The sequence below is a fragment of the Mesorhizobium sp. P2_D5 genome, from assembly GCF_056404355.1.
The window spans coordinates 94637-107921 of record NZ_JBFUEE010000006.1 but is presented as its reverse complement, the minus strand read 5'-3'; the positions used below and the strand labels follow the sequence as shown (position 1 = coordinate 107921).

The following is a 13285-nucleotide window of genomic DNA, read 5'->3' as shown; positions in this document are numbered from 1 at the left end:
TCTTTTCACGGAATATCTTCCGGTCGCCGGCCGGGCCGGCTCTTGTAGGGCGGAAACGCCCAGCCGAAGCGAAGCGCGCCGCCGCGCACGGCGAACGCCGCGGCGAAGCCGGCCCATCCTGAGACAATCTGCGGTAAGCCAGCCACATCGCCTGCTGTAAAGATGGCAGCGCCGACGAGCGCGGCCGTGACATAGATTTCGGGCTTCAGCAGCACCGAAGGCTCCCCGGCCAGAAGATCACGCAGGATACCGCCGAATGTAGCGGTAAGCATGCCGGTGATCACCGACACCGCCGGCGAGCCGGTGATGGCGAGCCCCTTGGCCGCGCCCATCACGGAAAACGCGGCAAGGCCGATTGCGTCGAGCCAGAGCAGCAGCTTGTAACGGGATTCGACACGGTGTGCGGTGAAGAACACCACCACCGCCACCACCGCGCAGATCAGCAGGTAGTCCCGGTTTCCCACCCAGAACACCGGCACGTTGAGGATCAGGTCGCGAAACGTGCCGCCGCCGATGCCGGTGACGCTGGCCAGGAACAGGAAACCGATAATGTCGAGCTGCTTGCGTGAAGCAGCAAGCGCCCCGGTCGCGGCAAAGACGGCGACGCCGGCATAGTCGAGAAGAGCGATGGGGTTCATGAGTGAGCGAATAGCAAGAAGGGAGTAGCGAATAGGGAATAGCACGAAGCCACTTGGCCGCTATCAACTATTTCCTACTCGCTACCCCCTATTCGCTACTCGCTCTCGTCAGGCATCCTTCTCGGCCTGCTCATTGACAGGCCCAGGCTCGACTGGGGCTTCCGCGGCAAACTTCGGGCCGCCCTTGGCGACGCCGACCATGGCCGGGCGCAGCACCCGCTCGCCGATCGAATAGCCCGGCTGGACGACCTGGACCACGGTGTTGGCAGGGACATCCGGATTGGGCACTTCAAACATCGCCTGGTGGAAATTGGGATCGAACTTCTCGCCTTCAGGCGTGAGTTTCTTGACCCCGTGCCGTTCCAGCGCCGACAGCATGGCGCGCTCGGTGAGGTCGACGCCTTCGATCAGCGCCTTGAAGCCGGCGTCCCCGGATGCCTTGGCTTCAGCCGGGATGGCGTCGAGCGCACGGCGCAGATTGTCCGACACCGACAGCATGTCGCGCGCGAAATTCGCCACCGCGTAAGTGCGCGCGTCGTGCACGTCGCGCGCGGTGCGGCGGCGCAGGTTTTCCATCTCGGCCGCGACGCGCAGCGCGCGGTCCTTCAGATCCTCATTTTCCTTCAGCAGCCGCACAAGGGCTTCATAGTCGCCATCGATGCTGCCTTCCGTGCGCTCGGCATTGGCCTCGGTCGCCTCGACTTCATCGGGCGCGCGTTCGTCTTTTGCCTGGTCGCTCATCGCCGTTTCCCGTCAATCTCGAATGATATGGATTTTGAGCCCGATATCGAGGTTTGGCGGCCAAAAATCAAGGGGTAAGCGATGGTAGAGGCCCTTGACCAGGGCGGGGCAACGAACGGCACGGTCTTTCGATCTTAATTCAAGCTTTACCTTAAATGACGGCTTTGCTTGCCACAAAGGCGTGGTGCGGGAACCATTCCCCTGCTGGAGGAGTTTCGAAGCTGACACAGGATTTTGAGATTATGACCCGCAACAAAGGCGAAAAGGGAGAACGGTTGGCCACCGAGGTCAGGCGCCAGTTCGGTGCCGAGGCGGTGACGCGCTTTCTGCGTACCTTGCCGGCCTTCCGCACCGAGACCGACATTCCCGACCGCCTCAGGGAGCTGCTCGATCGCCTCGACGGGGTGGAGGACAGCGACGCCGGCTGGCGCCGGCAGTAAGCGCAACGATCGATCTGGCAACAACCCTCCATCGGCAATAGCCTGAGAGAGCCGAACCATCTAGTGATGGATGCGTTATGATTCACATGGAGGACGTAGTGCGCAAGGTTTCGACCACCTCATTGCTGTCGGCGCTTGTCGGCCTTGGCGCCGTTGCATTGGTGGCCTTTCCGTCACAGGCAGAGAGCCTGCAGCTGGAATTGGGCAAACATGGCCCGCGGCTGAAGCTCCTGCCAGATTGCGATCCCAACTACGACGATTGCGATGTCCGCAGCGACGACTGGCGCGACCGTCGCCACTCACGAGGCTGCACGGAAGACCGGGCTCTCGACAAGGCGGAACGGATGGGCATTCGCCGGGCAAGGATAGAGTCCATCGGCCGCCGCGAGATCACCGTCCGGGCAGACAGTATGGCGACCGCGTGCGCGTGACTTTTGGAACCGAGCGCGGCTGCCCCATCCTCGATCGGGAGTAGTGATCGCCCCAAAGCAGAAAAACCCGGCGCTCCAGGGTGAATCGTCGACTGGGTCAAGTTGGGACTGACCGGGTCGACCGCCGTGCCACGCGACAATTACGCACAGTAATTTTGCGTGATCCCTGTCTTGCGGTGGCGGGACACCCCGCCTATGATTCCTGATGAACATGATTTCCCCTGAGGCGGCTGCCAACAGCAAGCGCGCCTGGCTGAAGATTCTGGCACGCTACAAGAAGCCGGATAGGCGCCGCAGCGCGCTCGAACTCGCCATCACCCTTATTCCCTTCGTCACGCTCTGGGCGCTCTCTTCGGCCGCCTACTCCTACGGTCATTGGTGGGGTCTGGTCCTCATTCTTCCGGCGGCCGGGTTTCTGGTGCGCATCTTCATGATCCAGCACGACTGCGGCCATGGTTCCTTCTTCGCCAATCGTTATGCCGACGACTGGATCGGCCGCGCGCTCGGCATCCTGACGCTGACGCCCTACGACTGCTGGCGGCGCGCCCACGCGACCCATCATGCCAGCGCTGGCAATCTTGACGAGCGCGGCATGGGCGACATCAGGACGTTGACCGTTGCCGAATACCGGCAATTGTCATGGCGGGGCCGTCTCGCCTACCGTCTCTATCGTCACCCGCTGGTGATGTTCGGGCTGGGACCGATCTGGCTGTTCATCTTCGAGCAAAGGCTGCCTGTCGGCATGATGCGTGGCGGCCTGACGCCTTGGGTGTCGTCAATGACCACCAATCTTGGCATCGCGGTTGCGGCGGCTATCCTCATCTGGTTCGTCGGCCCCGGCGCGTTCCTGGTTGTCCATCTCCCGATCGTCATCCTTGCCGGTTCGGCGGGCATCTGGCTGTTCTACGTCCAGCACCAGTTCGAGGAGACGGAATGGGCAAAGGATGCGGACTGGGAATTCCAACACGCCGCCTTGCACGGATCGTCCTACTACGACCTGCCGCCGGTGCTGAACTGGTTCACCGGAAATATCGGCGTCCACCACGTCCACCACCTCTCCGCCAAGGTGCCGGGCTACCGGTTGCAGGAAGTGCTGCGGGATTATCCGGAACTGCGCGGCATCGGTCGCGTCACGCTGCTCGACAGCCTGCGCTGCGTCAAACTGGCGTTGTGGGACGAGAACCGCCGCAAGCTGGTGTCGTTCCGCGAGGCGCTGGCGGCATAAAGAGACCGCCGCACCATACGGCGCGGCGGCATTTGGCAAATCCTGGATTTGTCTTGACGCAATTCCGGACGGAAAACCTTTCACCCTTTTCCTGGAATTGCCCGGCGGGTCAGGCCGCCTGACGCTCTTCGCGCATCAGGATCTCGCCATGGCGGATCTCGGTGCCCAGCACCTTCAGGCATTCGCGGATGAAATTGGACAGGCCCGGCCAGCCCTTGGCTGAAACAAGATTGCCGTCGACATGGGCGCCGGTCGGCGCGACGTCGATGTAGATGCCGCCGGCCAGCGTCACCTCCGGCTCGCAATAGTGAAGCGCTGCGACTTCCCGGCCCCGCACCACGCCGTCGACGGCGATCAGGATCTGCACGCCGTGGCAGATGGTGAAGATCGGCTTGCCGGCCTCATGGAAATGCCGCACCAGCCCCTGCACCCGCTTGTCGATGCGGATGTATTCCGGCCCGCGCCCGCCCGCCGCATACACGGCATCATAGTCGTCCGGCTTCACCTCGGCGAAGGTCTTGTTGAGGATGTAGTCGTGGCCGAGCTTTTCCGTATAGGTCTGGTGGCCTTCGAAGTCGTGCAGCGACGTCTTCAGGATGTCGCCGGCCTTCTTGTCGGGGCACACGACATGCACCGTATGGCCAACGGCATGCATGGCCTGTTCAAAGACGAAAATCTCGTACTCCTCGCTGAACTCGCCAACGAGCATCAATATCTTCTTGCCAGCCATTCCCGGTTCCTCCCTTGTGGCCACATTTATTTCGGATGATGAAATAATGGACCTATCCTAAGGGCAGGAAGGCGAAAGGGAAAGCACAAATCCCCCGTTGGTAAGACCAGTTCCCGTCGGCCGGGGATGGCATCGCCATAGATCGCTTCAAAACAGGCGAAATTAGCAACACTGGTTCGACCAGAACTCCTTCAGGCCACCGCCTTGATCATGTCCGCCGCCTTTTCGGCGATCATGATGGTCGGTGCATTGGTGTTGCCGCCGATCAGCGTCGGCATCACCGAGGCGTCGACCACCCGCAAGGCCCGTATGCCGCGCACGCGGAGCTGCGGATCGACCACCGCCATGTCGTCGATGCCCATCTTGCAGGTGCCCGCCGGGTGATAGATCGTATCGGCGCGGGCTCGGATATGGGTCATCAGCTCGGCATCACTCGATACGCCGGCGGTGTAGATTTCCTTGGCGCGGTATTTGGCCAGCGCCGGCGCCTCCAATATGCCGCGCATCATTCTGACACCCCTGAGCAACAGTTCGGCGTCGCGTTTGTCGGACAGAAAACGCGGATCGATTCGCGGTGGCGCCAGCGGGTCGCGCGCCGACAGCCCGACCTCGCCGCGCGAATGCGGCCGCAGCACGCAGACGTGGCAGGAAAAGCCATAACCCATATGCAGCTTGCGACCATGATCATCGACGATGGCGATGCAGAAATGCAGTTGCAGGTCGGGACGGTGGATCGCCGGGTCGGATTTGAGGAAGGCGCCGCCCTCCGCGTAGGGCGTGGCGATCATGCCGCCGCCATCCCTGCGCCAGCGCCGCAGATGCCGCAGCAGTCCAGGCAGACCGCGCAGGCCAATGCCCATCATGTCGGTATTCTTCGATTTCCAGCCCATGATGAAATCAAGATGGTCCTGCAGGTTCTTGCCGACGCCGGGCAGTTCATGGACGATCGGAATTCCGTGGGCTGCAAGCTCGACAGCCGGGCCGATCCCGGACAGCATCAAGAGCTGCGGCGAGCCGAAGGCACCGGCGCAGACGATGACCTCGCGCCTAGCGTTCGCAACCGCTTCATTCTTGCCGGCGCGATAACGCACGCCGGCGGCCCGCTTGCCTTCAAGGACGATACCCGTGGCGTGCGCTCCGGTGACAACAGTGAGGTTTGGCCGGCTCATCGCCGGGTGTAGATAGGCGGCGGCTGCCGAACAGCGCTCGCCATTGCGGCGTTCGCCCCAGAATTGCGTGACCTGATAAAGTCCGGCCCCTTCCTGTTCGACGCCGTTGAAATCATCGTTGCGCCGGATCTGGTTTTCGCCACAGGCCTCGACAAAGGCCTTGGAGAGCGCACGCGGCTCCTGCTGCTCGGCGACCCGCAATGGTCCCTCGCCACCGTGCAAGGCATCCGCGCCACGCTGATTGCCTTCCGCACGCCGGAAATATGGCAGCACCTCGCCCCATGACCAGCCGTCGCAGCCGAGATTGGCCCATTCGTCATAGTCGCCGCGGTGCCCGCGTGTGTAGAGCATGGCATTGATGGCGCTCGAGCCACCCAGCGCCTTGCCGCGCGGCTGGTACCCCTTGCGACCGCCGAGGCCTTGCTGCGGCACCGTCTCGAAGGCCCAGTTGTTGATCTTCGGCCGCCCCGGCAACAGCGCGATGACACCTGCCGGCGCGCGGATGAGCACGTTTTTGCCCTCGCCGCCGGCTTCGATCAGGCATACCTTTTTCGATGGATCTTCGGAGAGCCGCGCGGCAAGCGTGCAGCCGGCGGACCCGCCACCGGCAATGACATAGTCGAAATCCATGATCTCCTCCCGGACACCCGGCGGATGTTTCCGTCCGGATAGCCAAGAGAAGGCCCTATCAGAGGCGTTGTAAAGGCACGCGGAATTACCGCTGCGTCAGCTGACGCGAACGCGCCGCCAAGAATATTTTGGTCCCTTGGGCTCCGGCACGGCGGCCGGCTGGTAATAGAGCCCCAACCCACCGGCGCGGCCCTCTTCCAGCCGTTTCAACAGCACGGGGTTAGATATCTCGAATTCGTCGAAGCCGAGCCGCAGCATATGCGGCAACTGGTCGACCAGCACCTGGCCCGTTGCGCGCACCGCACCCTCGAAATGATAGCGGCTGCGCAGCAATTCGCCCTTGGAGAAGGAACGGCCATCGCTGAAGGCCGGGAAGGCCAGCGCCACCAGCGACAAACGGTCGAGCAGATCGGCAATCTTCTCGAGCTGGTCGCCAGGCTGTAGCGCGACACCGAGCCGCTCCCTGGCGGACCGGCGCACCTCGGGATCGAGAGCAAGGAACGCCTGTAGCGGCAGGATGAAGCGGCCATTGCCGGACAGTGCGTCCGGGCCCTCGGCATGAGCCCACTCGTCCTCGCGAAAACCCGTCGGGGTCCAGAGGCGTGTCTCCGGTGTCGTCGGTTCGGTCATCAAAAATTCCTAAAGCACAAAGATTCCCAGGGGGTTGAAACTTGGCTCAGCCCAAGCCGAGCACCGGAAGCGCAGGAAACCGCCCTTTGCAGTCCGGCTGAATATCAACATAGCCTATAGTGATGCGTCGGTCAGCGACTTCTCCAGTCCCGACAGGTGAATGCCGCACTCGGTCTTGGCATGACCGGCCCAGCGGCCGCTGCGCGCGTCCTCGCCGGGCTGCACCGGCTGCGTGCAGGGGAAGCAGCCGATCGACAGATAGCCATAGGCGACCAGCGGATTTTCGCGCAGCGCATGCGCGCGCATGTAGTCCGCCTGGTCCGATGTCGTCCAGTGCGCCAACGGATTGATGCGGATGCGCGGGCCGACCGCCTCGAACACCGGAAGCGTTGCCCGGGTCGAGGCCTGGAAGCGCTTGCGGCCGGTGAACCAGGCGCGGAAAGGTGCAACGCCACGCGCCAGTGGCTCGACCTTGCGCACGTCGCAGCAGGCGTCGGTATTGCTCTGGTGCAGATTGCCCGTCGGGTCGATCCGTTCGAGCGCTGCTTCTTCGGGCTTGATTACCCGGATGTTGGTCAGCCCGAAATCGGCGGCAAGCGCGTCGCGATAGCTGAGCGTCTCCTCGAAATGCTTGCCGGTGTCGAGGAAGATGACCGGCAGCGTCCGGTCGATCTTGGAAATCATGTGCAGCAGCACTGCCGAATCCGCGCCGAATGACGACACCGCGGCGATCTCGTCGTGGAACAGTTCGTGGGCCGAGCGTTCGATGATCTCGAGCGGGGTCAGATGGCCATAAAGCGCATCGAGCCCCGCCGCTTTCGCAGCTATGCCGTCATCGACGACGTCGACGATCTGGTCAAGCGGCCTTGGCTTCGTCAGCATAGAGCGCCTCCTTGAACGGCGCGGGACCGACTCGGCGGTAGGCGTCGATGAATTTTTCTTGTGGGTTGAGCCGAAGGCCGAGATAGGTCTCGACGATCTGCTCGATGGCGTCGGTGATCTCTTCCGAGCTGAAGCCGCGGCCGATGATCTCGCCGACCGACGTATTCTCGTCGGCCGAGCCGCCCAGCGTCACCTGATAGAGCTCGGAGCCCTTCTTCTCGACACCGAGGATGCCAATATGGCCGACATGGTGATGGCCGCAGGCATTGATGCAGCCGGAGATCTTCAACTTCAGTTCGCCGATCTCGCGCTGCCGCTCCAGCGAGGCGAAGCGGCGCGAGATTTCCTGCGCGATCGGGATCGAGCGCGCCGTCGCCAGCGCGCAATAGTCGAGGCCCGGGCAAGCGATGATGTCCGATATCAGGTTGGAATTGGCCGTCGCCAGCCCGATGTCGACCAGTGCGTCATGGACCGCCTTGAGATCGGCGCGCGCCACATGCGGCAGGATCAGGTTCTGCTCATGGCTGACACGAAGCTCATCGAAGGCGTATTTCTCGGCGATGTCGGCGACTGCTTCCATCTGGCTGTCGGAGGCATCGCCCGGCACCTCGCCGATGCCCTTCAGCGAAATGGTCACCGCCGCATAGTCGGGATGGCGGTGCGTCACCACGTTCTGGTCGAGCCAATCGGAAAAGCTCTTCGAATCGAGGCGCGCCAGCTTAACCGCTGCGTCGCCGTCCGGCCGGTCGGTGAGCGCCGGAGGCGCGAAATAGGCCTGGATGGCGCGGATATCGGCATCCGGCAATTTCAGCTCGGCGTCCTTCAGTTCCTGCCACTCGGCCTCGACCTGGCGGGTGATTTCCTCGACGCCGGTCTCGTGGACGAGGATCTTGATGCGCGCCTTGTACTTGTTGTCACGGCGGCCATAGAGGTTGTAAACGCGCAGGATCGCCGTGCAGTAGGACAGGAGGTCGGCTTCCGGCAGGAAGTCGCGGATCTTCCTGGCCACCATCGGGGTGCGGCCCTGGCCGCCGCCGATATACACGGCGAAGCCGAGTTCGCCGGCGGCGTTCTTCTTCAGGTGCAGGCCTATGTCATGGGTCTGGATGGCGGCACGGTCGCGCTCGGCACCTGTCACCGCGATCTTGAACTTGCGCGGCAGGAACGAAAATTCCGGATGCACCGACGACCACTGGCGCAGGATTTCCGCATAGGGGCGCGGATCGGCGACCTCGTCAGCGGCGGCACCGGCGAAATGGTCGGCGGTGACATTGCGGATGCAATTGCCGCTGGTCTGGATGGCATGCATCTCGACGCTTGCCAGATCCGCCAGGATCGCCGGGATGTCAGACAGCGCTGGCCAGTTGAACTGGATGTTCTGGCGCGTGGTGAAATGGCCGTAGCCCTTGTCGTATTTGCGGGCGATATGGCCAAGCATGCGCAACTGCTTGCCGTTCAGCGTGCCATAGGGCACCGCGATGCGCAGCATGTAGGCGTGCAGCTGAAGATAGACGCCGTTCATCAGCCTCAGCGGCCGGAACTGGTCCTCGGTGATTTCGCCGGCAAGGCGACGCTGGACCTGGTCGCGGAACTCGGCGACACGGGCCTGGACAAAATCGTGGTCGAACTCATCGTAACGGTACATGCTTCGTCTTTCAGGGCGCGTCCGCCCATGCCTGGTGTCTTGTTAAGCTGCCCGAGTCGCCTGCTTGGCAGCCTGCTTGCCGAGATCGTTGCGGATGGTCGGGCCGGCGGCACGGATCTTCTCGCGCAACCGCACCGGCTCGACCATGCCGTCGACGACATCGGCGTCGATCAAATTGACGTCGACCACTTCGTTGGCGGCATAGGCCTTGGCGCCGATCGCCTCCAGGCGATCCTCGGCCGCCTTGTCGTGCGCGAGGTCGGCATGGTCTACCGTCTCGGCCCAGCCGCCATCGGCATACCAGACGGCAATGCCGTCACTGAGGCGGTTGGCGGTCAGTATCTTCATTGCTGAACTCCCTCAGTGGCAGCTGCGGACACGCCTGCATGCCTGTGAGCCGCGAGCGGCTCGGACCGTTCAAAGTTGGCGCCGGCAACCGCATCGCCGATGATGGTCATGACCGGGCCGGAAAGATCGGCACGCGCTTCCAGCGACGGCAGGTCCGCAAGCGTGCCGTGGAAGCGGCGGCGATTGGCGAGGCTGGCATTTTCGACCACGGCCACCGCCGTGTCGGGCGACAGACCGGCCTCGATCAGGCGGCCGGCAACCTCGGCCGCCACCGAGCGGCCCATATAGACGGCGACGGTCGCGCCCGAAATGGCAAGCTTGGCCCAATCGGGCAGCGAATTGCCCTTGAGGTCGTGGCCGGTCGTGAAGACCATCGACGAGGAAACGCCGCGCAAGGTCAGCGGCAATTCGAAATCGGCGGCGGCGGCGAAGGCTGCGGTAACACCCGGAACCACCTCGTATGCAATGCCGGCATCACGCAGTGCTGCCATCTCCTCGCCGGCCCGGCCGAACACCAGCGGATCGCCCGACTTCAGCCGCACGACACGCTTGCCTTGGCGCCCAAGCTCGACCAGCAGCGCATTGATCTCGGCCTGGCTCTTGGTGTGGCAGCCCTTGCGTTTGCCGACCGGCAGGCGCTCGGCATCGCGGCGTCCCATGGCGACGACCGCTTCCGGCACCAGCGCGTCATGGACAATGACATCGGCTTCCATCAGCAGGCGGTGGGCGCGCAAGGTCAAAAGATCCTCGGCGCCCGGACCGGCACCGACGAGCGCGATATGGCCCGAAGGTGGCGTGTTTGAAAGCAGAAGATCGACGGCGGCGTCATGCGCCTGCGACAGCTGGCCGGCGTCCACCGCATGGGCAGGCGCGCCACCGAAAAAGTCGCTCCAGAAGCGGCGACGGGCGTTGCCTTTCGGCAGCAGCTTCTCGGCAGCACCGCGAAACGACGCGGCAAGCGTTGCCAGCGGCCCAAGCGACGGCGACAGCAGCTGGTCGATGCGGCTGCGCAGCATCTGGGCAAGCACCGGGCCTGCCCCTTCCGTGCCGATGGCGATGGCAACCGGCGCGCGGTTGACCAGCGCCGGGGTGAAGAAATCACAGAGTTCCGGCCGGTCGACGGCATTGACCGGGATCCCCAGCCGGCGCGCGTCCGCGGCCACGCGGCGGTCGAGTTCCTCGTCGCCGCTGGCGGCAAACACCATGACCGCGCCTTCGAGCTGCGACACGTCGTACGTGGCGGCCACATGGTTTGCGCCAGCCTGAACGATGAAGGCCAACAGGTCGGGCTCGGCGTGTTCCGCAATGATACGCAGGGCCGCGCTCGACTGCCCAATCAGCCGCGCCTTGGCCAGCGCCTCGTCACCGCCGCCGACGATGGCCACGGTCTGCCCTTCGACCCGCAGGAAGACGGGGAAGGCATTGAGCTTGGGAGTTGTGTGCGACATGGACGCGAGCGTAACCCTGAACAGGCCTGCAGTTCTACGCGCGGGCGCGAAAAACCAGAAGGAACGCACTCGCGCATCGCTTGTCGGGATGCAATCGCTTTTCTGAAAGCCTGTCGGCCAAGAGAATAATATTCCTCGTTGGCACATGGGGCGGATTCAAGCTGCTGCCGCAGGCCTTGATTTGCGCCTCTTTTAGCGCCCGACGGAAAATATCGCAAAACAGTTTTTTCTAAATTCTACCAATTTGGTAGATTAAAGCCACCCTTACCAAAACCCATGTAGGGCAGCAAAATCGCTGCCCTTTTCGATCAGGTGGTGACTTGATCTGCGTGAATTCTGACGGCTATTTGTTTTCTGCGCCTCTCGCCGTCGATTTCGCGCGCTTGCGGGTTGCATCGTCGACACCCCTTCCACCATATTGCAAACAGGCGGCGGCTTCGGGCGGCGCACATCCGACATTTCTGGTTTGAAAGGCGCTCCATAGACAATGCCGCATGACACGCCCCTTATCGCCACCATCGTCGCCGGTCTGGGGCTGGCTTTCGTCTTCGGGGCTCTCGCCAACCGCTTCCGCATTCCGCCACTGGTCGGCTATCTCGTAGCTGGCGTGCTGGTCGGGCCGAACACGCCCGGCTTCGTCGCCGATGCCGGCCTTGCCAATGAGCTCGCCGAAATCGGCGTCATCCTGCTGATGTTCGGCGTCGGCCTGCACTTCTCGCTGAAGGATTTGCTGTCGGTGCGCGCCATCGCCGTGCCCGGCGCCATCGTCCAGATCGGCTTTGCCACCGCGCTCGGCGCCGGGCTGTCCTGGATGCTCGGCTGGTCGATGGGCGCGGGCCTGGTTTTCGGCCTGGCACTCTCGGTCGCCTCGACCGTGGTGCTGCTGCGCGCCTTGCAGGAGCGCCGGATGATCGAGACCGAGCGCGGCCGCATCGCCGTCGGCTGGCTGATCGTCGAGGACCTGGCCATGGTGCTGGCGCTGGTACTGCTGCCGGCCCTTGCCGGCGTGCTCGGCGGCCAGGAGCAGGCGGACACCCATGTGAGCGGCCTGCTGTCGCTGCCGGCCAGCTACGGCATCTGGGGCGTCGTTGGTGTCACGCTGGCCAAGGTCGCCGCCTTCGTCGTCGTCATGCTTGTCGTCGGCCGCCGGGTCATCCCGTGGATCCTCCACTATGTCGCCCACACCGGCTCGCGCGAACTGTTCCGGCTCGCCGTGCTGGCCATTGCGCTTGGCGTCGCCTTTGGCGCGGCCAAGCTGTTCGGGGTTTCGCTGGCGTTGGGCGCCTTCTTTGCCGGCATGATCATGAGCGAGTCCGAGCTCAGCCATCGCGCCGCCGAGGAATCGCTGCCGCTGCGTGATGCCTTTTCGGTGCTGTTCTTCGTCTCGGTTGGTATGCTGTTCGATCCGTTCAGCCTGATCAGCAATGGCTGGCCGATCCTGGCGACGCTCGCCATCATCGTCATCGGGAAATCGCTGGCGGCATTCGTCATCGTCATTGCCTTTGGCTATCCGCTGGCCACGGCGCTGGTGATTTCGGCAAGCCTTGCCCAGATCGGCGAGTTTTCCTTCATCCTGGCCGAACTCGGCGTCGGGCTGAAGCTATTGCCCGAACAGGGCCGCGACCTCATCCTGGCCGGTGCCATCCTGTCGATCGTCCTCAACCCGCTGATGTTCCTGGCCATCGACTGGATGAAGCCGTGGCTTGAAGCCCGCGCCGCCAGGACGGCGCCGCCGGTCGTGGCAAGGCCGGTCGGCCCGGCGACGGAACCCGGCCAGGTGGCCTCGGTTGCGGCGACGACCAACAGGGAAGATGAGCCGCCGCCCAGGACAACCCTCGCCAACCACGCCATCCTGATCGGCTATGGCCGTGTCGGCAGCCTCGTCGGCGCGGCGCTGAAAGAGGCCGCCCTGCCCTTCCTCGTCATCGAAGATGCCGACAAGACGCTGGCCAGGCTGAAGGCCGACGGCATCGAGACCGTGTCCGGCAATGCGGCGAATGCCGAAGTGTTCGCCGCCGCCAATCCTGAAGGCGCCAGGCGGCTGATCCTCGCCATCCCCAATGCCTTCGAGGCCGGCCAGATCGTGCTGCGGGCGCGGGCCGCCAACCCCGGCATCAACGTCATCGCCCGTGCCCATTCCGACGCCGAGGTCGAGCATCTCAAGGGGCTCGGCGCCGACACGGTCATCATGGGCGAGCGCGAGATCGCCCGCGGCATCGTCGAAGAGGTGCTTGGGCACAAGCCACCCGAGGCCTCTGAACCGTCCGCTGGCTGAGCCGATCCAGAACGATTACGGTTCGCGACTGGCCGATGGCCGGCGACAGATCG

13 protein-coding genes are annotated in these 13285 nt (G+C 63.7%); 4 read left to right on the top strand and 9 right to left on the bottom strand.

Annotation, left to right across the window (positions count from 1 at the left end; translation table 11 throughout):
- Positions 1-5: 5 nt before the first annotated feature.
- Together AC1DYW_RS24395 and grpE are read right to left on the bottom strand one after the other, a co-directional pair.
- Positions 6-638 carry a trimeric intracellular cation channel family protein gene (locus tag AC1DYW_RS24395; RefSeq protein WP_457151038.1) on the bottom strand — a complete coding sequence of 211 codons (633 nt, stop codon included), beginning with the start codon at positions 636-638 and terminating at the stop codon, positions 6-8.
- A 108-nt stretch (positions 639-746) separates the two neighbouring features.
- Entirely contained in the window at positions 747-1379 is a 633-nt protein-coding gene (gene grpE / locus AC1DYW_RS24390) for a nucleotide exchange factor GrpE (protein ID WP_457151039.1), read from the bottom strand.
- A gap of 239 nt (positions 1380-1618) precedes the next feature.
- Between grpE and AC1DYW_RS24385 the strand changes: the two genes are divergently transcribed.
- From AC1DYW_RS24385 to AC1DYW_RS24375, 3 genes are all read left to right on the top strand, one after another.
- Entirely contained in the window at positions 1619-1819 is a 201-nt protein-coding gene (locus AC1DYW_RS24385) for a hypothetical protein (protein ID WP_457151052.1), read from the top strand.
- A gap of 98 nt (positions 1820-1917) precedes the next feature.
- Positions 1918-2250 (top strand): hypothetical protein, encoded by a 333-nt coding sequence (locus AC1DYW_RS24380; RefSeq protein ID WP_477227896.1) that lies wholly within the window; start codon positions 1918-1920, stop codon positions 2248-2250.
- 205 nt (positions 2251-2455) lie between these two features.
- The gene (locus AC1DYW_RS24375; protein WP_457151041.1) at positions 2456-3475 is read left to right on the top strand and encodes a fatty acid desaturase; all 1020 of its coding nucleotides are present in this window, start codon (positions 2456-2458) and stop codon (positions 3473-3475) included.
- A 109-nt stretch (positions 3476-3584) separates the two neighbouring features.
- Here AC1DYW_RS24375 and AC1DYW_RS24370 read toward each other — a convergent pair whose 3' ends face one another.
- The 7 genes from AC1DYW_RS24370 to cysG all read right to left on the bottom strand — a co-directional run bounded on the left by AC1DYW_RS24370 (position 3585) and on the right by cysG (position 10957).
- A complete protein-coding gene (locus AC1DYW_RS24370) occupies positions 3585-4205 on the bottom strand; it encodes a DJ-1/PfpI family protein (RefSeq protein WP_457151042.1) in 621 nt (206 codons plus the stop codon).
- A gap of 191 nt (positions 4206-4396) precedes the next feature.
- Positions 4397-6004 carry a GMC family oxidoreductase gene (locus AC1DYW_RS24365; RefSeq protein WP_477227895.1) on the bottom strand — a complete coding sequence of 536 codons (1608 nt, stop codon included), beginning with the start codon at positions 6002-6004 and terminating at the stop codon, positions 4397-4399.
- Between the two features lie 96 nt (positions 6005-6100).
- Positions 6101-6634, bottom strand: a complete 534-nt coding sequence (locus AC1DYW_RS24360; protein WP_477227894.1) for a DUF934 domain-containing protein — start codon at positions 6632-6634, stop codon at positions 6101-6103.
- A 114-nt stretch (positions 6635-6748) separates the two neighbouring features.
- Complete coding sequence (locus AC1DYW_RS24355; RefSeq protein ID WP_477227893.1) at positions 6749-7516, bottom strand: phosphoadenylyl-sulfate reductase; 768 nt, start codon at positions 7514-7516, stop codon at positions 6749-6751.
- Positions 7491-9161: a nitrite/sulfite reductase gene (locus tag AC1DYW_RS24350; RefSeq protein ID WP_477227892.1), complete on the bottom strand. Its 1671-nt coding sequence runs from the start codon at positions 9159-9161 to the stop codon at positions 7491-7493. The genes AC1DYW_RS24355 and AC1DYW_RS24350 overlap by 26 nt, the downstream gene beginning before the upstream one ends.
- A 42-nt stretch (positions 9162-9203) precedes the next feature.
- Positions 9204-9509, bottom strand: coding sequence for a DUF2849 domain-containing protein (locus tag AC1DYW_RS24345; RefSeq protein ID WP_477227891.1), 306 nt, complete (start codon positions 9507-9509; stop codon positions 9204-9206).
- Positions 9506-10957, bottom strand: a complete 1452-nt coding sequence (gene cysG, locus AC1DYW_RS24340; RefSeq protein ID WP_477227890.1) for a siroheme synthase CysG — start codon at positions 10955-10957, stop codon at positions 9506-9508. Before cysG ends, AC1DYW_RS24345 begins: the two co-directional genes overlap by 4 nt.
- 487 nt (positions 10958-11444) lie before the next feature.
- On the opposite strand from cysG, the gene AC1DYW_RS24335 reads away from it, so the two are divergent.
- On the top strand, positions 11445-13232 hold the full coding sequence (locus tag AC1DYW_RS24335) for a cation:proton antiporter domain-containing protein (RefSeq protein ID WP_477227889.1): 1788 nt from the start codon (positions 11445-11447) through the stop codon (positions 13230-13232).
- Positions 13233-13285 lie beyond the last annotated feature (53 nt).

Bases quoted from the DNA above. Each gene is read 5' to 3' on its own strand.
- AC1DYW_RS24335 (WP_477227889.1), top strand. From the start codon at position 11,445: ATGCCGCATGACACGCCCCTTATCGCCACCATCGTCGCCGGTCTGGGG.
- AC1DYW_RS24395 (WP_457151038.1), bottom strand. From the start codon at position 638: ATGAACCCCATCGCTCTTCTCGACTATGCCGGCGTCGCCGTCTTTGCC.
- AC1DYW_RS24345 (WP_477227891.1), bottom strand. From the start codon at position 9,509: ATGAAGATACTGACCGCCAACCGCCTCAGTGACGGCATTGCCGTCTGG.
- AC1DYW_RS24355 (WP_477227893.1), bottom strand. From the start codon at position 7,516: ATGCTGACGAAGCCAAGGCCGCTTGACCAGATCGTCGACGTCGTCGAT.
- AC1DYW_RS24365 (WP_477227895.1), bottom strand. From the start codon at position 6,004: ATGGATTTCGACTATGTCATTGCCGGTGGCGGGTCCGCCGGCTGCACG.
- grpE (WP_457151039.1), bottom strand. From the start codon at position 1,379: ATGAGCGACCAGGCAAAAGACGAACGCGCGCCCGATGAAGTCGAGGCG.
- cysG (WP_477227890.1), bottom strand. From the start codon at position 10,957: ATGTCGCACACAACTCCCAAGCTCAATGCCTTCCCCGTCTTCCTGCGG.
- AC1DYW_RS24370 (WP_457151042.1), bottom strand. From the start codon at position 4,205: ATGGCTGGCAAGAAGATATTGATGCTCGTTGGCGAGTTCAGCGAGGAG.
- AC1DYW_RS24350 (WP_477227892.1), bottom strand. From the start codon at position 9,161: ATGTACCGTTACGATGAGTTCGACCACGATTTTGTCCAGGCCCGTGTC.
- AC1DYW_RS24360 (WP_477227894.1), bottom strand. From the start codon at position 6,634: ATGACCGAACCGACGACACCGGAGACACGCCTCTGGACCCCGACGGGT.
- AC1DYW_RS24375 (WP_457151041.1), top strand. From the start codon at position 2,456: ATGAACATGATTTCCCCTGAGGCGGCTGCCAACAGCAAGCGCGCCTGG.